Source organism: Curtobacterium sp. AG1037, from assembly GCF_003349855.1.
GTDB lineage: Bacteria > Actinomycetota > Actinomycetes > Actinomycetales > Microbacteriaceae > Curtobacterium > Curtobacterium citreum.
In genome coordinates this window covers 222526-247329 of record NZ_QQAO01000004.1, presented here as the reverse complement: position 1 = coordinate 247329, position 24804 = coordinate 222526, and the positions used below count along the sequence as shown (strand labels likewise).

General features: G+C 74.1%; 22 protein-coding genes. 7 read left to right on the top strand and 15 right to left on the bottom strand.

The annotated features are described in order from the left end of the window. Positions 1 to 241: 241 nt before the first annotated feature. Together DEU32_RS07945 and DEU32_RS07940 are read left to right on the top strand one after the other, a co-directional pair. Positions 242 to 1786 (top strand): GntP family permease, encoded by a 1545-nt coding sequence (locus DEU32_RS07945; protein WP_246276183.1) that lies wholly within the window; start codon positions 242 to 244, stop codon positions 1784 to 1786. A gap of 38 nt (positions 1787 to 1824) precedes the next feature. Further along, the gene (locus tag DEU32_RS07940) at positions 1825 to 2310 is read left to right on the top strand and encodes a gluconokinase (RefSeq protein WP_114850141.1); all 486 of its coding nucleotides are present in this window, start codon (positions 1825 to 1827) and stop codon (positions 2308 to 2310) included. A 21-nt stretch (positions 2311 to 2331) separates the two neighbouring features. Here the strand turns inward: DEU32_RS07940 and DEU32_RS17645 are convergent, their stop codons facing one another. The 3 genes from DEU32_RS17645 to DEU32_RS07925 all read right to left on the bottom strand — a co-directional run bounded on the left by DEU32_RS17645 (position 2332) and on the right by DEU32_RS07925 (position 7122). Beyond that, positions 2332 to 3255, bottom strand: coding sequence for a L,D-transpeptidase (locus tag DEU32_RS17645; protein ID WP_114850031.1), 924 nt, complete (start codon positions 3253 to 3255; stop codon positions 2332 to 2334). An 81-nt stretch (positions 3256 to 3336) separates the two neighbouring features. Next, complete coding sequence (locus tag DEU32_RS07930) at positions 3337 to 5328, bottom strand: glycoside hydrolase family 43 protein (RefSeq protein WP_114850030.1); 1992 nt, start codon at positions 5326 to 5328, stop codon at positions 3337 to 3339. A 129-nt stretch (positions 5329 to 5457) separates the two neighbouring features. Then, positions 5458 to 7122: an ABC-F family ATP-binding cassette domain-containing protein gene (locus DEU32_RS07925; RefSeq protein WP_114850029.1), complete on the bottom strand. Its 1665-nt coding sequence runs from the start codon at positions 7120 to 7122 to the stop codon at positions 5458 to 5460. A 122-nt stretch (positions 7123 to 7244) separates the two neighbouring features. Between DEU32_RS07925 and DEU32_RS07920 the strand changes: the two genes are divergently transcribed. Beyond that, a complete protein-coding gene (locus DEU32_RS07920; protein WP_258554816.1) occupies positions 7245 to 8060 on the top strand; it encodes an ornithine carbamoyltransferase in 816 nt (271 codons plus the stop codon). A 180-nt stretch (positions 8061 to 8240) separates the two neighbouring features. Here DEU32_RS07920 and DEU32_RS07915 read toward each other — a convergent pair whose 3' ends face one another. Genes DEU32_RS07915 through DEU32_RS07905 form a run of 3 tightly spaced genes read right to left on the bottom strand, consistent with a single transcriptional unit; the run spans position 8241 to position 11189 of the window. After that, a complete protein-coding gene (locus tag DEU32_RS07915) occupies positions 8241 to 8909 on the bottom strand; it encodes a response regulator transcription factor (RefSeq protein WP_114850027.1) in 669 nt (222 codons plus the stop codon). Beyond that, complete coding sequence (locus DEU32_RS07910) at positions 8906 to 10225, bottom strand: sensor histidine kinase (RefSeq protein ID WP_114850026.1); 1320 nt, start codon at positions 10223 to 10225, stop codon at positions 8906 to 8908. The genes DEU32_RS07915 and DEU32_RS07910 overlap by 4 nt, the downstream gene beginning before the upstream one ends. Further along, entirely contained in the window at positions 10212 to 11189 is a 978-nt protein-coding gene (locus DEU32_RS07905; protein WP_114850025.1) for a type II CAAX endopeptidase family protein, read from the bottom strand. The genes DEU32_RS07910 and DEU32_RS07905 overlap by 14 nt, the downstream gene beginning before the upstream one ends. Before the next feature lie 119 nt (positions 11190 to 11308). Between DEU32_RS07905 and DEU32_RS07900 the strand changes: the two genes are divergently transcribed. Further along, a complete protein-coding gene (locus DEU32_RS07900; RefSeq protein ID WP_114850024.1) occupies positions 11309 to 12271 on the top strand; it encodes an NmrA family NAD(P)-binding protein in 963 nt (320 codons plus the stop codon). Positions 12272 to 12282: 11 nt separating this feature from the next. Next, positions 12283 to 13740 carry an amidase gene (locus DEU32_RS07895; RefSeq protein ID WP_114850023.1) on the top strand — a complete coding sequence of 486 codons (1458 nt, stop codon included), beginning with the start codon at positions 12283 to 12285 and terminating at the stop codon, positions 13738 to 13740. Between the two features lie 24 nt (positions 13741 to 13764). On the opposite strand, the gene DEU32_RS07890 is transcribed toward DEU32_RS07895, so the two are convergent. The 6 genes from DEU32_RS07890 to DEU32_RS07865 all read right to left on the bottom strand — a co-directional run bounded on the left by DEU32_RS07890 (position 13765) and on the right by DEU32_RS07865 (position 19853). Further along, a complete protein-coding gene (locus DEU32_RS07890) occupies positions 13765 to 14580 on the bottom strand; it encodes an ABC transporter ATP-binding protein (protein ID WP_258554815.1) in 816 nt (271 codons plus the stop codon). Then, a complete protein-coding gene (locus tag DEU32_RS07885) occupies positions 14577 to 15455 on the bottom strand; it encodes an ABC transporter ATP-binding protein (protein WP_309473783.1) in 879 nt (292 codons plus the stop codon). Before DEU32_RS07885 ends, DEU32_RS07890 begins: the two co-directional genes overlap by 4 nt. Beyond that, on the bottom strand, positions 15452 to 16330 hold the full coding sequence (locus DEU32_RS07880; protein ID WP_114850022.1) for an ABC transporter permease: 879 nt from the start codon (positions 16328 to 16330) through the stop codon (positions 15452 to 15454). The genes DEU32_RS07885 and DEU32_RS07880 overlap by 4 nt, the downstream gene beginning before the upstream one ends. Continuing rightward, complete coding sequence (locus DEU32_RS07875) at positions 16327 to 17280, bottom strand: ABC transporter permease (RefSeq protein WP_114850021.1); 954 nt, start codon at positions 17278 to 17280, stop codon at positions 16327 to 16329. The genes DEU32_RS07880 and DEU32_RS07875 overlap by 4 nt, the downstream gene beginning before the upstream one ends. A gap of 37 nt (positions 17281 to 17317) precedes the next feature. Further along, positions 17318 to 18844: an ABC transporter substrate-binding protein gene (locus DEU32_RS07870; RefSeq protein ID WP_114850020.1), complete on the bottom strand. Its 1527-nt coding sequence runs from the start codon at positions 18842 to 18844 to the stop codon at positions 17318 to 17320. 61 nt (positions 18845 to 18905) lie between these two features. Further along, positions 18906 to 19853, bottom strand: coding sequence for an alpha/beta fold hydrolase (locus DEU32_RS07865; protein ID WP_167510093.1), 948 nt, complete (start codon positions 19851 to 19853; stop codon positions 18906 to 18908). Positions 19854 to 19930: 77 nt separating this feature from the next. Here DEU32_RS07865 and DEU32_RS07860 point away from each other — a divergent pair, with 77 nt between their 5' ends. Both DEU32_RS07860 and DEU32_RS07855 read left to right on the top strand, forming a co-directional pair. Beyond that, on the top strand, positions 19931 to 20863 hold the full coding sequence (locus DEU32_RS07860) for a siderophore-interacting protein (RefSeq protein ID WP_258554814.1): 933 nt from the start codon (positions 19931 to 19933) through the stop codon (positions 20861 to 20863). Next, complete coding sequence (locus DEU32_RS07855; protein WP_114850136.1) at positions 20860 to 21687, top strand: ABC transporter ATP-binding protein; 828 nt, start codon at positions 20860 to 20862, stop codon at positions 21685 to 21687. Before DEU32_RS07860 ends, DEU32_RS07855 begins: the two co-directional genes overlap by 4 nt. Positions 21688 to 21834: 147 nt before the next feature. On the opposite strand, the gene DEU32_RS07850 is transcribed toward DEU32_RS07855, so the two are convergent. From DEU32_RS07850 to DEU32_RS07840, 3 genes are all read right to left on the bottom strand, one after another. Next, complete coding sequence (locus tag DEU32_RS07850) at positions 21835 to 22194, bottom strand: Fe-S oxidoreductase (protein WP_175325499.1); 360 nt, start codon at positions 22192 to 22194, stop codon at positions 21835 to 21837. 2 nt (positions 22195 to 22196) lie between these two features. After that, positions 22197 to 23600, bottom strand: coding sequence for an NAD(P)/FAD-dependent oxidoreductase (locus DEU32_RS07845; RefSeq protein WP_114850018.1), 1404 nt, complete (start codon positions 23598 to 23600; stop codon positions 22197 to 22199). Positions 23601 to 23953: 353 nt separating this feature from the next. After that, a complete protein-coding gene (locus DEU32_RS07840) occupies positions 23954 to 24772 on the bottom strand; it encodes an arginase family protein (RefSeq protein ID WP_114850017.1) in 819 nt (272 codons plus the stop codon). Positions 24773 to 24804: the final 32 nt, after the last annotated feature.

Below are 24804 nucleotides of genomic sequence, written 5' to 3'. Positions count from 1 at the left end.
CCGGTAGCGGCCCGTCCGGCTGGGTCCGTCCTGTTCATCGAAGCGGCAGACTGCCGGGCAGGGCGCACGGCACGCGGCGCTTCGTCGTATGATCTGATTAATCAGATTATTGGACCGGACCACCGCGTGTCCGGTCGCGCCCTGCGCGGACCGCCGGCCGACGACCCGGCCGACCGGTCACGGGCGGTGCACACACGAAGGCGACGGGGCCGCGAGGCGGCGGCCCAGGAAGGGGGCACAGATGCCTCACGCACCCACGTCCGGAACGCTGCACGGACTCACCGTCCTGGCGGCCGAGGGCGGCAGCGCGCCCGCCGTCGACCCGTCGGGGCCGGTCGGCCAGCTCGTCGCGGCGGCGGTGGTCGGCATCGTCGTCATCATCGTCCTCATCACGTGGCTCAAGGTCCACCCGTTCATCGCGCTCGTGATCGGTGCCCTCGGCGTCGGGATCGGTGCCGGGCTCGCCCCGGACAAGGCCGTGACGAGCTTCGGCAACGGCTTCGGCGCGACGATGACGAGCGTCGGCATCCTCGTCGGCCTCGGGGCGATGTTCGGCCGCATGCTCGTCGACTCCGGCGCTGCCGACCGGGTCGTCGACACCCTCGTGCGACGGTCATCGAAGGCCGCGCTGCCGTGGACGATGGCCCTGATCGGGGCGCTCATCGGACTGCCGATGTTCTTCGAGGTGGGCCTCGTGCTCCTCATCCCGATCATCGTCCTCGTCGCGAAGCGCAGCGGCGTCCCGATCATGAAGATCGCGGTCCCGGCCCTCGTCGGCCTGTCGACCATGCACGCCTTCGTGCCGCCGCACCCCGGACCGCTCGTCGCCGTGTCGACGGTCGGCGCGAACCTCGGCACCACCCTGGCCTTCGGCATCGTGCTCGCGATCCCCGTCATCGTCCTCGCCGGTCCGGTCTTCGCCCGCTTCGCGGCGCGCTGGGTCGACATCCCCGCGCCCGACATGTTCTCGTCGCGTGGTGCGGCCGCGTCGACCGGCTCCGGTCCGGCGGACCCCGCGCAGGCCGGACGGGAGGCACGGCGCGGCCCCGCCACGCAGGACACGGCGTCCCTGCCGAACGGCAAGAGCGACTTCACCCGCGTGATCAGCGAGCCGCGGAGCCCGTCCTTCACGGTCGCCCTGGTCGGCATCCTGCTGCCGGTGGTGCTCATGCTCGCCCAGGCCGTCCGCGAGGCCGTCGCCCCCGACGCCGCCGGCGGCTGGGTGTCGCTGCTCGACTTCCTCGGGTCGCCGGTGATCGCGATCGGCATCGCCGCCGTCTTCGCGATGGTGTTCTTCGCGATCGGCGGCGGCATGGACCGGGCCGCGGTCGCGAAGTCCCTCGAGGACGCGCTGCCCCCGATCGCCGGTGTGCTGCTCATCGTCGGTGCCGGCGGCGGCTTCAAGCAGGTGCTCATCGACACGGGGATCGGCGGGGTGATCGCGGACGCCGTGCAGGAGTCCGGCATCTCGGTGCTGCTCGTGGCGTGGGTGGTGTCCGCCCTCGTGCGCGTCGCCACCGGGTCGGCGACGGTCGCGACCGTGACGGCCGCCGGGATCATGGCGCCGATCGCCGAGGGGCTGTCGACGCCGGAGACGTCGCTGCTCGTCCTCGCCATCGGTGCGGGGTCGGTGTTCCTGTCGCACGTGAACGACGCCGGGTTCTGGCTCGTGAAGGGCTACCTCGGCACGACCGTGGGGCAGACGTTCAAGACGTGGACCGTGCTCGAGTGCCTCATCTCGGTGCTCGGCCTGGGCGGCGTGCTCCTCGCGGGGGTGTTCCTGTGACCGCCGAGGGTGGGGTCGACGCGCGCGTCCTCGTCGTGATGGGCGTCTCCGGGTCCGGGAAGTCCACGGTCGCGGCGATGGTCGCCCGGCGCCTGGGGTGGGACTTCGCCGAGGGCGACGAGATGCACCCGCAGGCGAACGTCGACAAGATGCAGGCCGGTACCCCGCTCACCGACGAGGACCGCTGGCCCTGGCTCGACGTCGTCGCCGGGTGGATCCGGACGCACCTGGACGACGGACGTCCGGGCGTGGTGACCTGCTCCGCGCTGAAGCGCTCGTACCGCGACGTGCTCCGCGCCCCCGGGGTCGTCTTCGTGCACGTCGCGGGCGACGGCGCGCTCATCGCCGACCGGATGTCCGCGCGGTCTGGGCACTTCATGCCGACGTCGCTGCTGGCGTCGCAGCTGGCCACGCTCGAGCTCCCGCAGGCGGACGAGGCGCACGTGACGATCGCCGCGGACCGGACGCCGGAGGAGGAGAGCGCCGAGGTGCTCGAGCGGCTCGGGTTGTCGCCGGTCGGCTGAGGCGTCGGCCGACGTCCGCGGTCAGGTGAACTGGATCGCGGTGCCGACCGGCAGCTGCGCGAGGGTCTTCGTCATCTCGGCGGAGATCCGGACGCAGCCGTGCGAGCTGCCGGTCGGGTCCGGGTAGTAGTGCAGCGCGGTCAGGGCCGCGTTGCCGCCGTACTGGGGGATCCGCGACGAGTGCGCCCCGGTCAGGATGATCGGGTTGCCCTGCGTGTACGTCACGCGGGCGTCGACGTACGCGGCCTCGACGTACGTCGCCGTCGCGGTGGGGGTCGGGTCGTCCGGCGTGCCGAGCCGGGCGGCCTCGGTCGCGCTGACCGCCCCGTCCCGGCCCACGACCGAGACCGTCGACGCGGCGACGTCCACCTGGATCATCCGGTCCGCGGACGTGAGCGTGAAGTCGGCGGCGCGCGCCCAGGCGAAGGTGGCGCTCGGCGCCGTCGGGTCACCGCCGTCGCCGGGGGTGCGGTTCCGCGCCGGGGTGGAGACGAGGACCATGCCGCCGTCCTGCCCGGGGCTCCGGCCCCAGACGGCCGTGGCCGCCGGGGTGTCGATCGTCGAGACCGTGGACGCGAGCGTCGCGATCGGGGCTGCCGACGCCGACGGCTCGGCGTAGAGCGCGACGAGTGCCGCGTTCGGCACGGCGATCGTCCACTGGTTCTCGGGGTGGACGTGCGTGCCGTCGAGGAGCTGCGGGACGACCGCGTCGTGGAAGGCCAGGGGCAGGGCGGCGAGCTGCTCGGCCGACGGTGCCGGCGGGACCGCGGCCAGGGGCGTGGCGCTCGGCGTCGGCGACGGGGTCGGCGAGACCGAGCGCGGCGCTGCCGCGCGGGTGGCCGCCGGTTCGGGCGCCGACCCCGCCGCGACGACCCCGACGACGGTGCCCGCAACGGCGACCACCCCGACGGCTGCGAGTGCGATGCCCCAGGTCCTGCGCTGCATGGTGTCCTCCCCGGCACCAGTCCACCAGATCCGGGCCGGGAGGGCACGCCGCTCGGCGCGGCGCGCCCCCTCGACGGCGGGTCAGCCCTTCGAGACCATCACCCAGCTGAGCTGGATGCCGTACTTCGTCGCGGGCGAGACCCGGAGGTCGACGACGCCGTCCTTGCCGACGGTCACCTCGGCCGACAGCGTCCGGAAGGTGCCGTCGATCGGCTGCGCGGTCGCGACGGTCTTCCCGTTGACCGACACCGCGGCAGCGCGACCGGGCGCGCTCTTGGTCCACGGGTCCCAGAAGCCGACGTCGACGCGCTGCTTGCCGGACTGCAGACCGGTGAGCACGTACTCCAGGTCGGTCGCGTCGGCCTGCCAGCGGACGGTGCTCGTGATCGTCCCGCCCGAGGTGCCGTTCGTCCCGCCCGTGGTGCCGAGGTAGCCCCAGTGGTCGCCGGTCGACGGGTCGGCCCCGAAGCGCTGGTCGTCGACGGAGTTGAGCAGCCGGTCGCCGCGCTGCCGCAGGAGCGCGAGGTCCGCGGTGTGGTCGGCGGTGCCCTGGCCGCCGGCGTCGACGAAGTAGGACAGCTTCGCGGGGAGCACCGTCACGGTGCGGGTGAAGGTCCGGCCGTCGTCGAGCGTGCCGGTCACGGTCCGCTCACCGGCCGTGGCGAGTGCGTCCGCTGCCCACGTGACGCGGTGCGACCGGGTCGTGGACCCCTCGCGGACCTGCACGGTGCGCGGGAGTGCCTTCGTGCTCGACGAGAGCGTGGCCTGCCCGGGCATCGCCGTGGTGACGGTCCAGGGCGTGGACGGGTGCAGGTCGTCGAGCGTCCAGCTGGTCGTGTCGCACGAGAACGACATCGCGCCGCCCTCGCCGAAGGTCACCGGGAGCCAGACCGACGGCGCGGTCCGCAGGTCGGCGGCGTTGTTCCACCGGTCGCCGAGGTACACGACCCGACCGTCGCCGAGGTTGAGCAGCGACGTGCTCTGCGAGTTGCACGTGGTGTCGGCGTTCGTGCCGGTGGCCGGGTTGCCGTGCGCCGTCCAGGTCCCGAGCAGGTCCGTCGCGGTGGCGTACGCGGCCGCGTTCGGGGCCCACCCGGTCGCGCCGGAGGTCACGAGGTAGTACGTCCCGCCGACCTTGGTGAGGGCCGGGGCCTCCCGCTGCCCGCCGATCCAGGGCTGCGGTCGGCGGAAGTCGACGCCCTCGACGGCCGTGGCAGGGTCCGCCGACAGGTTCGTGTAGTCGGCGTCGAGCTTCGAGATGTAGAGCGTCAGGTTCTCCTCGCTGGCGTAGACGATGTACGCGGTGCCGTCGTCGTCCACGAAGAGGTTCATGTCGCGGGCCATGCCCGGGTCGCTCGGGTGCTGGTTGGTGGGGTCGCTCGCCGGGACCCGGTCGAGCCGGTACGAGTCGACGTAGCGGAACGGTCCCGTGGGGGAGTCGGCGACGGCGACGCCCGCGGTGGCCTTGGCGTACTGCGCGTCGGAGGTGGCCGTGGGGCCGTCGGCGTGCACCCACATGACCCACTTGCCGGTCTTCGCGTTGTGGATCACCTTCGGCCGCTCGAGGATCGCACCCGGACGGGTCGTGCTCTCCGCCGTGACGCCAAGGTCGCGGTAGACGGCGTCCTGCTGCGCCTGGTCGTACCCGCCGTACAGCGCGGCGAAGTACGGGTCGGCGAAGTCGGCGCGGCTCGTCATCGTGCGGAGGGCGAGGCCCTCGTCGTGCCAGTCGTACAGGTCGCGCGACGAGTAGACGTGCACGCCCGGGGTGTCGCTGTACCCGTTCGTGCGGTCCTCGCCGTACCAGTAGTAGATCGGCTTGCCGTCGCTGTCCTGCGCGGTGACGACCTGGCCGCCGTGCCCCTGGATCGGCTGTCCCTGGTCGTCGTTCCACGGTTGTCCCGGGTGGAAGGCCGGCGCTGCTGTCGTCGCTGCCGCGGTCGTCGCTGCCGCGGCCGGTGCCGCCGCGGCGAGGGCCGGGGCACCGCCCAGTCCGCCGACGGCCAGCGCTGCCGCGATCGCCCAGGCGAGTGTGCGTCGCCCGTTCCCCTGTCGTGTTGCTCGGATCCCCATCGATCCCGCCTCCTCGGCTGTCGTCGTCGACCCCTGTGTCGACCCGGTGCTGACGGCTGTGTCAACGTCAACATCCTGGAGGGGTCGGCGCGGGCAGCGCAAGGGTGCCGTCCCGTTGCCGCACCCGGATCAGCGCTCGGTGACCCGCCCGTCCTCGACCCGCCACTGCCGGTCGAGCCGGACCGTGTCGAGCATCCGGCGGTCGTGCGTGACGAGCAGGAGGGTGCCGTCGTAGCCCTCGAGTGCCTGCTCGAGCTGCTCGATGGCCGGCAGGTCGAGGTGGTTCGTCGGCTCGTCGAGCACGAGGACGTTCACCCCGCGGGCCTGCAGCAGCGCCAGCCCGGCGCGGGTCCGTTCGCCGGGGGAGAGCTGCGCCGCCGGTCGACCGACGTGGTCGGCCTTCAGCCCGAACTTGGCGAGCAGGGTCCGGACGTCGGCCGTGGTCATCTCCGGGACGAGGGCCTCGAACGCCGCGGCGAGGGGCTCGTCGCCCGTGAAGGCCGCGCGGGCCTGGTCGACCTCGCCGACCGCGACGTTCGACCCCATCGAGGCGTTCCCCGAGATCGGCTCGATCCGTCCGAGCAGCGCCGCGAGGAGCGTCGACTTGCCGGCGCCGTTCGGTCCGGTGATGCCGATGCGGTCTCCGCCGGAGACCTGCAGCGAGACGGGCCCGAGGGTGAACCCGCCGCGCTCGTAGCGGGCGTCGGACAGCGTCGCGACGACGGCGGACGACCGCGGGGCGCTCCCGATCGTGAACGCGAGCTGCCACTCCTTGCGGGGCTCCTCGACCTCGTCCAGGCGTGCGATCCGGGACTCCATCTGCCGGACCTTCTGCGCCTGCTTCTCGCTCGACTCGCTCGCCGCCTTCCGACGGATCTTGTCGTGGTCCGGGTTCTTCTTCATCGCGTTCCGGACGCCCTGGCTCGACCACTCCCGCTGGGTGCGGGCGCGGGACACCAGGTCGGCCTTCGTCGCCGCGTACTCGTCGTACGCGTCGCGCTTGTGCTGCCGGGCGATCTCGCGCTCCTCGAGGAACGAGTCGTACCCGCCGCCGAACAGCCGGTGCGACGACTGTGCGAGGTCGAGTTCGAGCACCGCGGTGACCGAGCGGGCGAGGAACTCGCGGTCGTGACTGACCAGGACGGCACCGCCGCGGAGGCCCCGGACGAACTGCTCGAGCCGCTCGAGGCCGTCCAGGTCGAGGTCGTTCGTCGGCTCGTCGAGGAGCACCACGTCGAACCGGGAGAGCAGCAGCGCCGCCAGTCCGACGCGCGCTGCCTGCCCGCCGGACAACGCGGTCATCGGGGAGTCCGGGCCGACCCCGGCGTCCTCGGCGCCCACGTCGAGCCCGAGCTCGGCGAGGACGACGGGCAGGCGCTCGTCCAGGTCCGCGGCGCCCGCGGCGAGCCAGTGCTCGAGCGCCGCGCTGTAGCGGTCCGCGACGGCGTCGTCGGCGTCCGGCGCGCCGAGGGCCTCGGCGGCGGTGTCCATCGCCGCGATGGCCTGGGCGCACCCGGTCCGACGGGCCACGTACGCGGCGACCGTCTCGCCGGGGACGCGCTCGTGCTCCTGGGGCAGCCACCCGACGAACGCGTCGGGTGGGTTCGTCGACACGGTGCCGGCGAGTGGCTCGTCGACACCCGCGAGCAGCCGCAGGAGCGTCGACTTCCCGGCGCCGTTCACCCCGACCAACCCGATGACGTCACCAGGGGCCACCGTGAGGTCGAGGCCCTCGAAGAGCGTGCGTGCGGCGTGGCCGCCGGCGAGGTCCTTGGCGACGAGCGTGGCGGTCATCCGGACATGGTCCCACGGACGCGCGCCGCGTCCGCGACGCACCACCCACCGGACGGGAGGCTCGGGTCGGCCCCGCCACGCGCCTCCCGTCCGTCAGGCGGTCCCGCCCGTAGCGTGGGGTGGTGCGCCACCTGATCCGCCTCGACGACTGGACCCTCGACGACGCCGCAGCCGTCTTCGCCCTCGCCGGCGAGTACGCGCGCGGTGCGGGGCCGGCCCTGCGGGGCGCGACAGCGATGTTCTTCCCGCCGACGAGTCTGCGCACCCGGGTGTCGTTCGAACGCGGCGCGGCCCTCGCCGGACTGCAGCCCGTCGTGTTCCCGCCGGAGTCGTTGGACAAGGACGAGGCGCTCGAGGACGTCGCGGGGTACCTCGCGCAGTTCGTGGACGTGCTCGTCGTGCGGCACCCGAGGCTCCCGGTGCTCGAGGCACTCGTCGCGACGGACGCCGTCCCGGTCGTGAACGCGATGACGGCCGAGAACCACCCGTGCGAGGTGCTCGGCGACCTCTGGGCACTCACCGGCGGGTCCGGGGTCGAAGCGCTCCGCGTCCGGTTCGTCGGTGGCGACGGGAACATCGCTCGGGCGTGGGCCGAGGCGTCTCGACTGTTCGGGTTCGACCTCGTGCAGTGCTGCCCGTCGCAGCTGGCGACCCCGGACACCGCGTGGACGGACGACCTCCGCGCTGCCGTCGCCGACGCGGACGTGGTCGTCACCGACGGGCCCGGAGCGCACGCCGAGGCCCTGGCCCCGTACCGGGTCACCGCCGAGGTCCTGTCGTGGGCGCCGTCGGGCGTGCGGTTCGCACCGTGCCCGCCGTTCGTCCGCGGGCGGGAGCTCGACGCGGACGCGCTGACCACCGGAGCCTTCGTCGGGTACGGGGCGAAGCGGGCCCTGCTCCCGGTGCAGCAGGCGGTCCTGGCGTACTGCACTGGCTGAGGCCCGAGCCTCCCGTCTCCTCGACCGCGTCTCGCGAGCAGTCTGGGCAAGCGTTCCTGCCCATCGCGCGTGACATGGGATGCCGATCCGCGCGTGGGGTGCCGGAAGGAACGGCCTCCTACGAGCGATTCACCCTCCTACGAGCGGATCGGCCTCCGACGCGCGGAGCGGCAGCGCGCGCTACCCCTCGGGGACCGCCACGACCCGGTTCTGGTACGCCCACACCACGGCCTGCAGGCGCGACCGGACCCCGAGCTTCGGGAGCATCCGCGCCAGGTGCGACTTCACGGTGGAGACCTCGACGACCAGGGCCGCCGCGATCTCCTCGTTCGACATCCCCTGCGCCAGGAGCAGCAACACGTCGCGCTCGCGGGCGGTCAGGACCTCGCTGGCGCGGTCCCCGGTCACGGGCTGCAGGCTGCGCCGGGACACGAACTCCCGCAGGACCCGCCGGGTCAGGGAATGGTCGATGGTGCCGTTGCCCGCCGCGACCTGCCGGACGGCGCCGACGATGACGTCGGGCTCGGCGTCCTTGAGCAGGAACCCCGACGCGCCGGCCTCGAGCGCCCCGAACACCAGGTCGTCGAGGTCGAACGTCGTCAGCACCAACACCGGCACCGCGGGGTCCGCGTCCGGAGCGCAGAGCTCCCGGGCGACCTCGATCCCGTTCCGCACCGGCATCCGGACGTCGAGCACCGCCACGTCCGGCCGCGTCGACCGCGCGAGGGCGAGCGCCTCGCCGCCGTCGGCCGCGACCGCCACCACGTCGACGTCCGGCTCGGCCGCGAGCAGCGCGGACACGCCGGCGCGGACGAGCGGCTGGTCGTCCGCCACGAGCACCCGGATCACGACGCCGCCTCGGGCTGCTCGCGGCTCAGCTCGAGGGTCACCACCCAGCCGCCGCCGTCGGTCGGCCCGGCCTGGAGGCGCGCCCCCACCAGGTCCGCCCGCTCACGCATGCCACGCAGTCCGTTCCCACCCGCTGCCGTGCTCCCGGACGACGGTGCGGTGGGAACCGAGTTCTCGACACGGACCCGGAGGCGTTCGTCGTCGCGGTCGTCGACGGTCACCGTGACCATCGACCCGGCCGCGTGCACGGCTGCATTCGACAGCGCCTCCTGCACGGTCCGGTAGGTGACGAGCTGCGCGAGCGGACCGACGCCGTCCGCCAGGGGACGATCGCCCGGCAGCACCTCGAGCCGGACGTCCGACCGGAGCCGCGCGCGTTCGACCAGGTCGACGACGCCGGCGACGGTCTCGACCGTGCGTTCGGCGGGGGAGTCGTCGCGCAGGAGCCCGACGAGGCGACGCAGGTCCTCGAGCACGGCGGTGCTCTGCTCCCGCACCTGCCGCACCCCCTCGTGCGCGGCGGGCGGGTCGACGTCGATCTGCCGGTCGATGACGGCCGACATGAGGGCGATGCCGGACAGGTGGTGCGCGGCGATGTCGTGCAGCTCGCGGGCCATGGCAGCACGCTCGCGGGACACCGCGGCGTCGACCCGGGCGTCCTGCTCGCGGACCGACGCCGAGGCCTCGGCGGCGCGAGCGTCCGCCTCCGCCGAGCGTGCGTCGGCCTCGGCGACCCGGGCGGCGCGGACCTCCCGGCGGGAGCGGACGACGAGCGCGACGACCAGGGGGAGCCCGACCGCGCCGAGGGCCTGCAGGACGCCCTGCCCCGACGCGTCGAGCAACGCCCGGACGACCTGCCCGCCGCGGAACGCTCCGCTGACGATCGCCCGGTGCCACCCCGTGCCGACGGCGACGAGCAGGGCGGTGACGACGAGCGCGGGCCAGGTCCGGACCAGGGGCGCGCGCAGGGCGACGACGACCACCGCGACGAGGACCGGGAGCGCCGTCAGCCCGAACAGGTCGACGACCGCCGGGACGGCCACGGCGATCGGCACCGGGACCGCGGCGACCGCGACGAGCACCGTCCGGGGGAACCGACGCACGGCCAGGAGCGCGGCGGACTGCACGAGCAGCCCGAGCGCCAGGAGCGACCACGGCAGGCTGCCGACCGCGGGAGCGACGACGGGCGCTGCGAGGGTCTCGGGGTCGGCGGCGTCCAGCGGCGGGAGGCCGAGCAGCAGGCCGAGCGCGACGACCGCGGTGCCGAGCGCGACCAGCACCTCGGTGCGGCCGACGCGGGACTCAGCGGGTGCCATCGTCCGATCCTACGAGGACGACGTGCGCCGACGTCGTGGTGGAGGGCGTGCCTCCCGGCCGGTCACCGCGCGCACCCGGGTAGCCGAGCCGCCCGCGGGTGGCGACGAGCAGGACGACCGCCGCGACCGTGGAGACGATCGCGAGACCGTGCATCATCGTGCCGGCCGTCATCCCCGGGTACATGTCCGCCCACAGCGTCGAGATGGTGTTGTTCACACCGACGTGCAGGAGCAGCGCGACCGGCAGGCTCTCGCCGGTGCGGTTGAAGACCCAGGTCATCACGACGTTGAAGGTGATCGTGAAGAGCGCGAACACGAGCGGTTCCGACCAGTGCGCGTCCGGCCACCCGCCCCAGTCGGACAGGTACAGCGGCATGTGCCAGAGCGCCCAGAGCGGACCGAGCACCGCGACGGCACCGAGGGGACCGAACCGCTCCTGCAGCCGGGGCAGGGCGAAGTCGCGCCAACCCGGCTCCTCCGACAGACCGGTGGTGAACAGCTGCACGACCAGCCCGGGCACGAGCGCGACGAGCGCGAGCGCCGTGGGGGCCTGCACCTGCCCGCCGGAGAACGGCAGCCCGGTCAGGACCACCAGCAGCGGGACGCCGACGAGCGCCAGCGCGTACCAGCGCCACGGGACCCGCCAGCACCACAGCCGCCCGACCCAGCGCAGGAGACCCGGGCGCCCGTCGGCGAGGGCCGTGACGAGGAACGCGCTGCCGAGCGGACCGAGGAGCGCCCCGGGGAGGATGCCGGTGAACTGCGCCGTGCCGAGCAACTCCGGGAAGTGGACGTCCCAGACGCCGAGCCCGTGCGGGCTGAGGATGTACGGGATCCAGGCGAGCCAGCTCAGGCCGAGCGCCAGGACCGCGAAGGTCGCGATGGGGTGTCGCGCCGCGAGGTTCGTCCGGGGTGCGTGCTTCCCCGTGTTCGTGTGTTCGTCGGTCTTCGTGTGTGGAGGCATGGCTTCGACGCTAGGAATCCGCCGTCCCCGCGACGACCGGCGGAGGGACGCACCACCGGGAGTTCCTCCGAAGGGTGCAAGCCGGAGCCGACCCGGGCGAGGGTGCGTAGCGTCGGGGCATGACCACCACCGTCCTCGTCGCGGGCGCCACCGGCGACCTCGGCACGCGCATCGTCCACGCCCTGCTCGACGACCGGTCCCCTGTCGGTGGCACGGGTGCCAACCGGGGACCCGTGCTCGTCCGGGCGCTCAGCCGGTCGGGCGGGGCGGCCGGGTCGACCGGTGCCGCGAGTGCCTTCGGGGCGCCGGACCGCGTGCGCCTCGTCTCCGCCGCCTACGACGACCACGACGCCCTCGTCCGCGCCCTCGACGGGGTCGACGTCGTCGTCTCCGCGGTGAGCGGGACCCGCTCGGTCATCGTCGACGCCCAGTCCGCCCTGCTCCGCGCCGCCGTGGACGCCGGGGTGCCGCGGTTCCTGCCGTCCGACTACTCCGCCGACTACCGCTCGATCACCCCGGGCACCAACCGCAACTTCGAGCTCCGCCGCGAGTTCACCGCCGTGCTCGACGCCGCACCGGTCCGCGCGACCTCGGTGCTGAACGGCGCCTTCACCGACATGCTCACCGGCCAGGCACCCATGATCCTGTTCGACCGCCGCCGGGTGCTGTACTGGTCCTCCGCCGACCAGGTGCTCGACTTCACCACGAAGGACGACACCGCGCGGGTGACGGCGCTCGCCGCACTCGACCCGGACGCCCCGCGGGTCGTCGAGGTCGCCGGCGACCGGGTGACCGCCCGGAGCGTCGCGGACACGCTCTCGCAGCTCACCGGCACGCACTTCCGCACGCAGTGGGCGGGCACCGCGAGCACGCTGTCGGCCATGGCGCGGATCGGCCGACGCGTCTCGAGCGCCCCGGACGACGAGCCGTTCCCCGCCTGGCAGGGGATGCAGTACTTCGTCAGCATGTTCAGCGGCGAGGCCACCCTCCACCACGTCCGGAACGACCGCTACGGCCCGCACCGCTGGACGACGGTCCGGGACGTGCTCGCCGCACACCTGGCCGCGGACACCGCCGCCTAGGCTCAGGGACCGTGTTCGAACTCCACCACCTCACCGCGCAGGAACTCTGGGACTGGATCCGACGGGGCGAGACCACCGCGCTCGAGGTCACCGAGCACTACCTCGACCGCATCGCTCGGCTCGACCCGGAGCTCGGCGCGTTCGTCACCGTCACCGCGGACGAGGCCCGGAGCCGCGCCGCGCAGCTCGGGACCACCGCGCAGCCCGGGACCGACGTGCCGACCTCCCGACCGCTCTGGGGACTCCCGCACGGCGACAAGGACCTGTACGACCGCACGGGCGTCGTCACCCGCAGCGGATCCGTCGCCCTGCCCGCGGCACCCGCAGCCGCCGACCACCCGCTCGTCGCAGCGCTCGCCGCGGCCGGCACCGTGAGCCTCGGCAAGACGACGACGCCCGAGTTCGGGATGTCGTCGTCCTCCGAGACCCGACTCGGCACCACCGTCAACCCCTGGGACACCTCCCGGGCTCCCGGCGGGTCGTCGAGCGGTGCCGCGGTCGCGGTCGCGGCGGGACTGCTCCCGGCGGCCGTGGGGACCGACGGCGGGGGATCGGTGCGCATCCCCGCGGCGGCGACCGGGCTCGTCGGACTCAAGCCGAGCCGGGGCCGGGTGCCGTCCATGCCCGGACGGTCGGGCCTCGGCGGCCTGAGCGTCGCCGGGCCGATCACCCGGAACGTCGCGGACGCCGGCATGTTCCTCGACGCCCTCGTCCGGCCGACCGGGCTCGACGAACCGAGGCCGTACGCGCTCGTCACGCCCGACGTCGGCGACGGCCCCTTCACCGCCGCGGCGGTCCGGGGCGAGGGGCGCTTCGTCGTCGGGCTGCTCGACGGCTCCCCGTGGGACGACACCGTCGACGTGGTGGTCGACCCCGCCGCCCGCGAGGCCGTGGCCACCGCCGTCCGGGTGCTCGGCGAGGTCGGGCACGGGGTCGAGGACGTCTCGTTGCCCCGGGTGCCCTACGCCGACGCCTTCCGGGTGGCGTGGGAGTCGAGCGCCGCGGGGCTGCCCCGGGTCCCCGGCATCGACCTCACCGCGCTGACCCCGCTCGTCGGGTGGCTCGTCGAGCGCGGCCGGCGACTCACCGCGACGCAGGTGCTCGACGCGATGACGGCCCTCGACGCGTTCTCGATGGCGCTGATCCGGGCGTTCGAGCCCTTCGACGCCGTGCTCACCCCGACGTTGGCGCTGCCGCCACGACCCCTCGGCTGGTACGGCGACGACCCGGACGAGGACTTCCGCCGCCAGTGCGCGTACTCCCCGTGGACCTCGATGGTGAACGTCGCCGGACTGCCCGCGATCACGCTGCCCGTCGGGGTCACCGGTGCGGGCCACCCGGACGGCGAGGGTCTGCCGATGGGCGTGCAGCTGATCGGCCGACCCGGCGGAGAGCGCACGTTGCTCGCGCTCGGGGCACAGCTCGAGCGACGTCTGCGGTGGCAGCGGCGGCACCCCGCGTGCTGGTGAGGCGCGCCCGCCCGCCCGCACGGCCTACGGCAGCGTCGGCGCCGCCGCCACCAGCGCCCGCGTGACGTCGTGCTGCGGGTCGTCCAGCAGCGCGACCGGGCCGTGCTCGACGATCCGTCCCTCGTACAGCACCGCCACGGTGTCGCACAGCCGCTGCACCACCCCGATGTCGTGCGACACGAGGACGAGCGTCAGCCCGAGGTCGTCCGCGAGCGAGCGGAACAGGTCGATCACGCGCGCGCGGACCACCACGTCGAGGGCGCTCATCGGCTCGTCCCCGAACAGGATCCGTGGCTCGTGCACCACCGCCCGGGCGATCGCGATCCGCTGCCGCTGCCCGCCGGAGAACTCGTGCGGGTAACGGTCCACGGCGTCCGCCGGCAGGTCGACCCGCTCGAGGACCCGCCGCACCAGCTCCCGGTGGTCGCCGGGGACCCGCAGTGCCCGGAGCGGCTCGGCGATGATCGTGCCCACGCGCATCCGCGGGTCGAGCGACGCGTAGGGGTCCTGGAACACGACGCCCGTCTCGCGACGGAACCACCGCATCGCGGCAGCGGAGGCGGACGCGACCACGGGACGACCGGAGGCGGTCACGGTGCCGGCGGAAGGCGCCTCCAGGCCGGCGAGCAGCCGCACCAGGGTGGACTTGCCGGACCCGGACTCGCCGACGATCCCGAGCCGGGCGCCGGGAGCGACCGTCAGGTCGATCCCGTCGACGGCGGTGCGGACCGGGCCGGGCTCGAACGGCCCACGGCGGGGGAGCCGGTACGTGCGGTGCAGCCCGGTCCCGGCGAGGACGGGCAGGGTGTCCGGCTGCGGCGCGGTGGAGGGCGTGGTCACGGGGTCCTCCTGGCGGTGGCGCGGGCGGCCTCGACGAGTGCCGTCGTGGCGGGGTGCTGCGGTGCCTCGAGCAGGGTGCGGACCGGCCCCTGCTCGACGACGCGCCCCTCGTGCAGCACGACGGCGGTGTCGGCGATGCGCGCGAGCACGGCGAGGTCGTGCGTCACGAACAGCATCCCGGTGCCGCGTGCCGAGGACAGCCGCTCGAACAGTTCGAGGATCCGGGCCTCGGTCGTGACGTCGAGCGCCGTGGTCGGCTCGTCGGCGATCAGGTAGGCGGGCGACCCGGCCATCGCCATCGCGATGCAGATGCGCTGCCGCTGCCCGCCGGACAGCTGGTGCGGGTACTGCCGCAGGAGCGACGCCGGGTCCGGCAGACCCACCGCGTCGGCCAGTGCGACGGCGGCGGTCCGCGCGGCACGACGGTCCAGGCCGCGGTGCAGCCGGAGGGGCTCCGCGACCTGGGCGCCGACCCGTCGGAGCGGGTCGAGCGCCGTGCCCGGTTCCTGGAACACCATGCCCAGGTCCGCGCCGCGGTGCTTCGCCCGCTCGCGGTCGGGCAGGCCGACGAGCTCCCGCCCGTCCAGGCGGATGCTGCCGGTCACCTGCGCACCGGTGGGCTCCAGCCCCATCAGGGCGAGCGAGGTCATCGACTTCCCGGATCCGGACGCGCCGATCACGCCGACGCGACGGCCGGGAGGCACGGTGAACGACACACGGTCCAGGACCGTCCGCCCCGCGATGCGCACCGAGAGACCCGAGACCTCGAGTCCGGCGCGCGGGTCCGGCCCGCGGTCGGGTCCGGTCGGGCCCTGCTCGTGCGCGTCGGGCCCGTGCGTGTGTGCGTCGGGCAGGCGGTCGTGTGCGTCCGTCACGCGGTCACCCCCGGGGTCGTCGGCGAGGTCGTGGTCGGGTCGGACGCCCGGTCGCCCGTCGTCAGCCGCGGGTCGGTCGCGTCCCGCACCGCGTCGCCGAGCAGCGAGAGCGCGGCGACCACGAGGGCGATCGCGGCTCCCGGCCACGCGGCGCTCCACGGGTGGACGCCCACGTAGGTCTGCAGGTCGGCGAGCATGCTGCCCCACGACGCGGTGTCCGAGCCGGCGCCGTAGCCCAGGTACGACAACCCGGCCTCGGCCAGGACCGCGGTCGCCATCGCGAGCGAGAGCTGCACGGTGAACAGCGGCGTCGCGTTCGGCACGAGGTGACGGGTGAGCACCCCGAGCGGTCCCACGCCGGACGCCCGTGCCGCGACGACGTAGTCGCTGCGCGCGATCCGGCGGATCTCGCCGCGGGCCACGCGGGCGATCGTCACGCCGAAGGACAGGCCGACGCTCACGACCACGACGCCGAGCGAACCGCCGAACACCGCGGTGAGCAGCATCGCCGTCAACAGCGTGGGGAACGCCACGAGGATGTCGAGCAGGACGGCCGTGCCCTCGCGTACCCACCGGGCGGTGAGCGAGCCGACCGCCGTGAGCACGATGCCGACGACGCTCGCGATGACCCCGGACCCCACCGCGACGAGCACCGTCGTCCGCGTGCCCGCGAGGAGGTAGCTCGCGATGTCCCGTCCGGAGGCGTCGGTGCCGAACCAGTGCGCGGCGCTCGGCCCGGACCACTGCCGGAACGGGTCGGTGCGGAAGGGGTCCTGCGGCGTCCACACGAGGGACACGGCGGCCAGGACCACGAGCAGGCCGAGGACCACGACGGCGAACACCCCGGTCGGCCGGGCGACGAGTCGGCGGATCACTCGTGCACCTCGCGTTGCCGGGGGTCGAGCACGCGGTGCAGCACGTCGACCGCGAAGCCGACGAGCAGGACGAGCCCGGTGAGCACGAGGAGCTCGGACTGCACCTTCGTGACGTCCCGCCGGCCGACGTCGGTGACGAGCATCCGGCCGACACCGGGCAGCGAGAACAGCTGCTCGACGACGACGGCCCCGACGAGCAGCCCGGCGATCTGCACACCGAGCACCGCGAGCACCGTGAGCGCCACGGACGGCAGCCCGTGCCGCACGAGCGCCTGCGTCCGGGTGAGCCCGATCGCGGCGGCGGTGCGGACGTGGTCGGCGTCGAGCACCCCGAGCGTGGCGGAGCGCGTGAACCGCAGGATCACGGCGCCCTCGACCGCGCCGATCGTGAGCGCGGGGAGCACGAGCGCCGAGAACGCCCGCCCGGGCTCGCCCCAGCCGTCGAGCGGGAAGCCCTGCGGCGGGAGCCAGCGGAGCGTCACGGCGAACAGCGCGATGAGCAGCAGCCCCGCCCAGACGATCGGGATCGCGGCGACGGCCTGGGCGACGAACGCGATCACGGCACCGCCCGCGCGGCGCCGCAGCACCGCGGCGAGCACCCCGAGCGGCACGCCGAGCACCAGGGCCGCGGCGAGCGACATCCCGGCGAGGGGCAGCGTGACCGCGAGCTTCTGGGTCAGCTCGGGGGCGACCTGGCCCCCGGTGACGAGCGAGCGGCCGAGGTCGCCGTGCAGCAGCCCGCCGATCCAGTCGGCGTACTGCACCACGACCGGCCGGTCCAGGCCGAGCTGCTGCCGGAGCTGCTCGACCTGCGCCGGGGACGCCTGCGTGCCGGCCACGACCTGCGCGACGTCGCCGGGGAGCACCCGGAGCACGGCGAACACGATGATGCTCGCCACGAGCAGACCGACGACGAGCAGCAGCAGTCGCCCGACGAGGAACCGGGTCACGAGTCCGATGCTACGGGCCCGGCAGCGGCGACCCCGGTCACCGCACCGCCAGCTGCGCGAGGTCCAGGCGGGAGTTCGTGCCGTCGAACGGCACGCCCGTCACGCCCTTGCGGACCGCGGTGACCGACGTCGCCGTGTAGAGCCACTCGCCGGCGGCGTCCTCGCTGACGATCCGGGCCGCCTGTTCGAGCGCCTTCGTCTTGTCGGCCTGGTCGGTCGCCGCGACGGACTGCGCGTACAGGGCCTGCACCTCGGGGTTGTCGTACCCGAAGTAGTAGTCCGGGTTCGCCCAGTTGCCGAAGTCCCGCGACTCGACGTGGTTGACCATCGACAGGTCGAAGTCGTGCTTCTCGAACACCTGCGACAGCCACGTGGCGAAGTCGACGCGCTGGACGCTCAGCGTGATGCCGACGTCCGCGAGCTGCGACTTCAGCACGTCGCCGATCGTCGCCGCGTAGATGTTCGGGTAGGTCAGGGTGAGCTTCAGGTCCTTCGCGCCGGCCTCGGCGAGCAGCTGCTTCGCGGCCGCGGGGTCGTACGCGTCGACGTCGGTCAGGTCCTGGTAGCCCGGGTCGAGCTCCGGGATCGGCCCGCCCTGCGGCACCCCGGTCCCACCGATCGCCTTGATGAGCGCCTTCGGGTCGATCGCCTGCCGGATCGCCTTGCGGACCTTGACGTCGGTGAAGGGCGCCTTGCGGTCGTTGAACGCGAGCGTGTACTTGTCGGTCGTCTTGCCGGTGTGCAGCGAGATGTCGGCGTTGCCCTCGAGCTGGCTCTTCAGCGTGCCGTCGACCGAGGTCTGCACGTCCAGGTCGCCCGCGGCCATCGCGTTCACGGCCGCGGACCCGTCCGTGATGTACCGGAACTCGACCTTGGCGACCTTCGCCTTCGTGCCCCAGTAGTCGGCGTTCCGGGCGAAGACGAGCGCGTCGCCCTGCTTCCAGCTCGACACCTCGTACGGGCCGGTGCCGTTCGCGGAGTCCGACAGGTCGTTCTTCGCGGCCTGCTCGAGCACGAGTCCCGCGCGGCCGGTCAGGTTCCAGAGCAGGTCGGAGTCCGGCTTCGACAGCGTCAGGACGACCTGGTCCGACGACGGCGACGCGATCGACCGGACGTTCGCGAGCTGCGCGGAGTCGACGTAGGACGCGTTGTCCTTGACCTGCTGGAGCGACCACACGACGTCGGCCGCGGTGACCGGCTTGCCGTCCTGGAACGTCGTCCCGTCGCGGAGCGTGAACGTGTAGGTGAGCCCGTCGGACGAGACCTCGTGCTTCGACGCGAGCACGTCGTGGATCGCACCGCTGCCGTCCGCCGCCCGGCCGACGAGCCCCTGGTACACGTTGTCGATGAGCACCTGGTCGAGTGCGGCACCGGACTGCGTGCGGATGTCCAGGCTGGTCGGTTCGAGGACGAGCCCGATCCGGACGGTCGCGTCGGCGCCGCCCTGTTCGTTCGACGATCCCGAGCACCCGGTCAGGGCGAGGGCCGAGACGACCGCGACGGCCGTGCTGGCGAGGGCGACGCGTGCTGCGCGTCGACCCAGGCGGGGGAGGAGCGGACTCATGGGTTGTGGGTTCCTTCCGGGCGCGTGGGAGCGACGGTCGTCGCGTCGCGCTCGCAAGAGGCTACCGATCAACCGGACCGTCGGGGGACGGTTTCTCCACGGAGTGCAACAATCCGTGGTCCCCGGCCCATGCCCGGATCGCCGTGGCCAGTTCGAGGGGTGCCTGGTTCTGCACCGCGTGCCGCGCCGTGACCGTCACGACCCGGGCGTCGGGCAGGCGCTCGACGAACCCGGTGTGCAGTTTCGGGGAGACGTAGCCGCGGTCCCCCCGGACGAGCAGCAGTGGGACGTCCAGCGCCTCGAGGTCCGGCCACGCGTCGGCGAAGCGGCCCACCGAGGCGGTCCGGCCGGCGGGCAGGTGCGGGAAGTGGTGCCGCCGCACGAGCCGCCCGTCCGCGCCGAGCCGGGTGGTGTGCCGCGCCTCGCGGAGCAGCACCTGCCGGTCGTCGCCGACCCGGGCCTCGACGGCGCGGTCGACCACCTCGTCGAGGGACGCGAACGGCTCCTCGTCCTCGAGCGCCCGCGCGATCCGGTCGACGGCCCGCTGCGCGAAGTCCGGCGACATGTCGACGAGCACGAGACCGGTCACCCGCTCCGGTGCGAGCGACGCCAGCCGCGCAGCGAGGATCGCCCCGAGCGAGTGCCCGACGACGATCCCCGGCGGCACGTCGAGCGCGTCGAGCGCGGCGAGCACCTGCGGGGCGGTGACCGCGGCGCCGTAGTCCGCGTCGTCGCGCCAGCTCGACCGGCCGTGTCCCGGCAGGTCGAGGGCGACCGCCGGCTCGCCGACGGCGAGCGCGGTCTGGTCGAAGCTGTGCGCGTCGATGCCGAGCCCGTGCAGGTAGGTGATCCGTGCCTCCCGTCCGTCCGCCGTGTCCCACCGGATCGCGGCGGTCTCGCGTCCGTCGTCGCCGCGGACCACCTGCCTGGAGGCGCGGAGCGGCTCCGTCACGCCGCTCGCGGCGGCGAGCGCGGCCAGGTCCGAGAATTCGTCGTCGGGTTCGTGCACGGGGACGATCCTCGCACCGTCCGGGGTACCCCGTTCCACCCTGGAACGGTTAGGTGAGGCATGCCATACTTGCGTTCGTGGCTGCCCGGTACCGCGTCTTCTCCGTCCGCGTGACGGCCGTGTCCGCGCTGACCCCCTCGTTCGTCCGGGTGACGCTGTCCGGAGACGCCCTCGCGGAGTTCTCCGCGGTGGGGCTCGACCAGCGGATCAAGATCGTGCTGCCGATCCCGGGCCACGGCTTCACCGACCTGCCCGACAGCGACGACTGGTACGGCGCCTGGCGCGCGCTGCCGGACTCCGTGCGGAACCCGCTGCGCACCTACACGGTGCGCTCGTTCCGGCCGGACGCCCGCGAGCTCGACATCGACTTCGTCGCGCACGGCGACACCGGCCCCGCGTCCCGCTGGGTCTCGGGCTGCCGCGTCGGCGACGAGCTCCGCATCGTCGGTCCGGCGGTCCCGTCCTCGCCGGCCGAGCTCCCGAGCGGTGCCGCCGAGTTCGCCCCGGGGCGCGCCGACCGCATCCTGCTCGCCGGCGACGAGACAGCGGCGCCGGCGATCTGCGCCATCCTCGAGGCCCTCGACGTCACGGCCGTCGGCCACGTCTTCATCGAGGTCCCGACCGACGCCGACCGCCTGCCCGTGTCCGCGCCCGCCGGGGTCGAGGTCCGCTGGATCGCCCGGAACGGCGCCTCGCACGGCGAGCGCATGACCCACCAGGTGCACGCCTGGGCGTCGGACGTCGTCGGCGGCCGACGCGCTGCCGCCGCGGGCGCGCCCACGGTCGCGTTCGCCGGGGTCGACGCGGATCTCGACGCTGTTCTCGACAACGACGAGCAGGTGCTCTGGGACGTCCCGGCCGCCGCCGACGAACGGCCCGTCTACGCATGGATCGCGGGGGAGGCCGGCTGCGTCAAGGAGCTCCGGCGCCACCTCGTCCGCGGCGTTGGCATCGCCCGCGAGCAGGTCGCGTTCATGGGCTACTGGCGGCACGGCAGGGCCGAGCACTGAACACCTCCGCCCCCACGGCGCCCGTCTCCGCCGCGCTCCCGACGACGGCGCTCGGTGCCCGCGGCCTGACGCTCGCGTACGAGGACCGCGTCGTGGTGGACGCCCTCGACGTCGACGTGCCCGACGGCGAGCTCACGGTCGTCGTCGGTCCGAACGCGTGCGGCAAGTCGACGCTCCTCAAGGCGTTCGCCCGGACCCTGACGCCCCGCGCGGGCACGGTGTACCTCGACGGTGCGCCGATCACGTCCTACCGCCCGAAGGCCGTCGCGCGCCGGGTCGGCATGCTCCCGCAGACGCCGATCGCCCCCGAGGGCATCACCGTCCGCGACCTCGTCTCCCGCGGCCGGTTCCCGCACCAGGACCTGCTGCACCCCTCGTCGGGCTCCGACCGCACCGCCGTCCAGGCCGCGCTCGAGCAGACCGACACCGTGACGCTCGCCGACCGCAGCGTCGGGGAGCTCTCCGGCGGCCAGCGGCAGCGCGTCTGGATCGCGATGGTGCTCGCGCAGGAGACCGACATCGTCCTGCTCGACGAGCCGACCACGTTCCTCGACATCGCACACCAGTACGACGTGCTCGAACTGGCCTCGGCGCTGCACGCGGCCGGGCGCACGGTCGTCGCGGTGCTCCACGACCTCAACCAGGCGGCGCGGTACGCCACGCACCTCGTCGCGATGCGCGCGGGGTCGATCGTCGCGCAGGGGCGTCCGGCCGACGTCCTGACCGCCGAGCTCGTCGAGGACGTCTTCGGCCTGCCGTGCGTGGTCGTCGCGGACCCCGAGACGGGCACGCCCCTGGTCGTCCCGCGGCGCCGCGCCGCCTGACGCGCGCTCGCATCGCGCGCTCGCCCCCGCCGTGCTTGGTCACCCGCGAGTGGTCAGGACACGCCGCTCACGTCCGCCCGGAGGGCACAATTCGTCGCCCGAGCACGCCGAACGTGCCAGATCTGGCACGCTCGGCGAGCGTCGGCGTCAGCGGACGTAGCCGCCGTCCTCGAGGCCGGCCTCGACCTCGAAGCGGTTGCGCAGGGGATCGCGGCCCGCGAGTGCGTAGAGCAGCGGCATGGCCATGCCGTAGCGGCGCCACTGCGTGACGTGCACGCGCTCGTGCCGGAGCACCCGGTCGCCGTCGTTGTCGCGCGTCAGGTACACCGATCCCACGCAGGTCCCGCCGCGGCGGAAGACCCACCGGGGCAGGCCGCTGCAGACCACCAGCCCGTCGACGACCCGGATCCTGCCGGTCGACAGCGGCACGCCGATCGCGAGGCCGACGGCCGTGGCGAACAGCCAGCCGGCCCGCGACACGGGGGAGTCGAGGAGCGGGTTCCGCACCGCTACTCCGGGCGGCCGTAGGTCTCGAGCAGGCGCAGCCAGACCTCGTTCATGGTCGGGTAGGCCGGGACGGCGTGCCAGAGGCGGTCGACCGGGACCTCGCCGACGACGGCGACCGTCGCGGCGTGGAGCATCTCGGCGACGTCCTGACCGACGAAGGTCACGCCGACGACGACCCCGCGGTCCTCGTCGACGACCATCTTCGCGCGCCCGGTGTACCCGTCGGCCTGCAGTGCGGAACCGGCGACGGCGCCCAGGTCGTACTCGACGGCGCGGACGGTCAGCCCCTGCTTGCGAGCAGCGTCCTCGGTCAGGCCGACGCTCGCGACCTCCGGGTCCGTGAAGGTCACCTGCGGCACCGCGGCGTGGTCGGCCGTCGCGACGTGCGCGCCCCACGGCTCGGTGTGCACCGGACGGCCCTGGTGCCGTGCGGCGATCGCCTCGCCCGCGGCACGCGCCTGGTACTTGCCCTGGTGGGTCAGGAGCGCCCGGTGGTTGACGTCACCGACGGCGTAGAGCCAGTCGGTGCCCTGCACGAGCATCGTGTCGTCGACCTGCAGCCAATCGCCGGGGGTCAGCCCGACGGTCTCGAGGCCGAGTTCGGCGGTGTGCGGCGACCGACCGGTGGCGGCGAGCACCTCGCTCGTCACCAGGGTCGTGCCGTCGTCGAGGGTCGTCGTGACCAGGCCGTGCTCGTCCCGGTCGACACGGGTCGGGTTGACGCCCGTCCGGACGTCGATGCCGAGCTCCCGCATGGCGTCCGCGACGAGCTCGCCCGCGAAGGGCTCCATGCCGCCGAGCAGGCCGTGCCGGGCGACCAGGGTGACCTTCGCGCCGAGGGACGCCCAGGCGGTCGCGAGCTCGGAGCCGGCGACACCGCCGCCGATCACGAGCAGGCTCTCGGGGACGTGCTGGGCGCTGGTGCCCTCGCGGGTGCCCCAGGGCTTCGCCTCGGCCAGGCCGGGGACGTCGGGGAGCTGGTGCAACGAACCGGTCACGACGGCGACGGCGGCACGGGCGGTGTGGGTCTCGCCGGCGACCTCGACGGTCTTCTCACCGGTGATGCGGGCGTGGCCGCGGATGAGCGCGATGTCGGCGGACTCGAGCCACGCGACCTGCCCGTCGTCCTTCCAGTCCGAGGTGAACGAGTTGCGACGGGCGAGCACCTTCGCGGCGTCGAGGTCACCCGTCACGGCCTGGGCGGCGCCCTCGAGCCGCTTCGCCGCGGCGACCGCGTGCCCGCTGCGCAGGAGCGCCTTCGAGGGCATGCACGCCCAGTACGAGCACTCGCCGCCGACCAGCTCGGCCTCGACCACGGCGACCGAGAGGCCGCGCTTGTGGGCGTAGTCCGCCACGTTCTCGCCGACTGCGCCGGCGCCGATCACGATGAGGTCGTAGTCCGTCATGTGCCCGAGCGTACGCAGGCCGCCGGAGGGGCGTCCGAGTGCGATGGGTACCGGTCCGGATGGCGCGTCGGAGTCGGCGGGCGAGGACGGTTCGCGCCCGTCGCGCAGCGCGGTGGTTCGGTGGGGAGTCGGGTGCGGATGCGGGTGCGGGTGCGTGTGGGGGCGCGGGTGAGCGTGGAGGTGCGGGTGAGCGATCGATCCCATCGCGCGCGACATGGGATGCAGGCCCGCGCGTCTGGGGTCGGAACGGACGACGTCTGATGCGCGGGACGTCCTCCGATGCGCGGAAGGGCCTGCGATGCGCGGGATGTCCTCCGATACGCGGGACGGCTCCCGATGAGCGGAACCGCCCGCTACGCGCGGGACGCCGTGGTGAGGGCGCCGACCGCGCGCAGGATCACGCCGAGGTCGTCGACGGCCCGCTCGGGGTCGACCGGCGCGAACCCCGTCAGCGCCGCACCGACGAGCCGTCGGCCGCGGGTCGCCGCCTGGATCTGCGCGACGAGTGCCGCCGCGTCGAGTCCGAACGGCACGGGTTCGAGCAGCCCGTCGACCTCGGACGGGTCCAGGACGTCGAGGTCGACGTGCACGAACACCGCGTCGGCTCCGGTCGCGGTGACGGCGGCGTCGAGGGTGTCCGGGGTCGCGGCGTCCACGTCGAGGTGCGCGATCCCGACCCGGTCGAGCGCGGCGAGCTCGGCGTCCTCGGTGCCGCGGATGCCCGCGACGACGACGGCCGCGGGGTCGACGACGGGCAGGTCCGGGAACAGGTCGTCCGGCCGGTCGACGAGCAGCCGGAGCACCGCGGTCTCCGCGGCTACGGGTTGGGCGCGGTTCAGTGCGCGGTACCCGCTCGACCCGGCGATCCGGACGAAGGCCGTGCCGGGACGCACGAGCACCGTTGCCCCGAGCACGCTCGAGCCGTCCCCGCCGACGACGAGCACGGGTTCGCTCGCGACCCCGACCTCCTCGGCGACGCGCTCGGCGACCGAGCGGACCGAGGTGTAGCGCGCGACGGCGGTCTCGAGTCGGTCGCCTGCGCCCGCGGGCACGTCGACGACGGTGGTGGCGGCACGGGGGAGATCGGCTGCGACGGCCTGGGCGCCGTCGCCGAGGCGCATCGCCCGCGACGACGCCGAACCCTGCCACTGCCCGACGACGAGGAACTGCATCGTCTCAGTCTGTCAGCACGGCCCGGCGCCGT